Below are 591 nucleotides of genomic sequence, written 5' to 3'. Positions count from 1 at the left end.
CAGGTACACCCGCGTGTTCGCAATCGGACGGCCGATCGGGACAACTGGCCCATCAAACTCAGCCGGGCAACTCCAGGCTGTAACGTCGATAGCAGCTTCCGTGGGACCGTACAGATTGTGCAGGCCGGTCAAAGGCAATACCCTTCGAACCTTGTGCGCAAGAGAGGCAGGAAGCGCCTCGCCACTGCACACGAGGCACTGCAGCGATGTGCAGCGATCAGCGCCCTTCGTGTCCATAAAGCTAGCCAGCATGGATGGTACAAAGTGCGCAGTGGTGATCCGTTGGCTGAGGATCACTTTTACAAGCGCCTCGGGGTTTTTGTGTGCCGCCGATGGCGCCAGCACCAGGGTCGCCCCTTCAAGCAACGTCCAGAAGAATTCCCAGGCCGAGACATCGAAGCCAAATGGCGTCTTCTGCAAAACGACATCAGTCGCATTAAGAGCGTAGGCTTTCTGCATCCAGATCAGGCGATTGATAATAGCCCGATGCTCATTCTTTGCCCCCTTTGGGGCCCCGGTGGAGCCGGAGGTGTAGATGATGTAGGCGAGATGGCGCGCGGTGAGCCCCAGCGCATGCGGGTCGGGATCCTC

Annotated in this window: 1 protein-coding gene; it reads right to left on the bottom strand. The window is 58.9% G+C overall.

Translation table 11 applies throughout. The features are described from left to right. On the bottom strand, nt 1-591 hold a 591-nt coding region (locus AC0L28_RS34735), incomplete at both ends, for an AMP-binding protein (RefSeq protein WP_473483000.1).

Source organism: Mesorhizobium sp. WSM4847 (assembly GCF_055811335.1).
The sequence above is the reverse complement of the archived record's forward strand: the minus strand, read 5'-3'. Positions and strand labels throughout refer to the sequence as shown.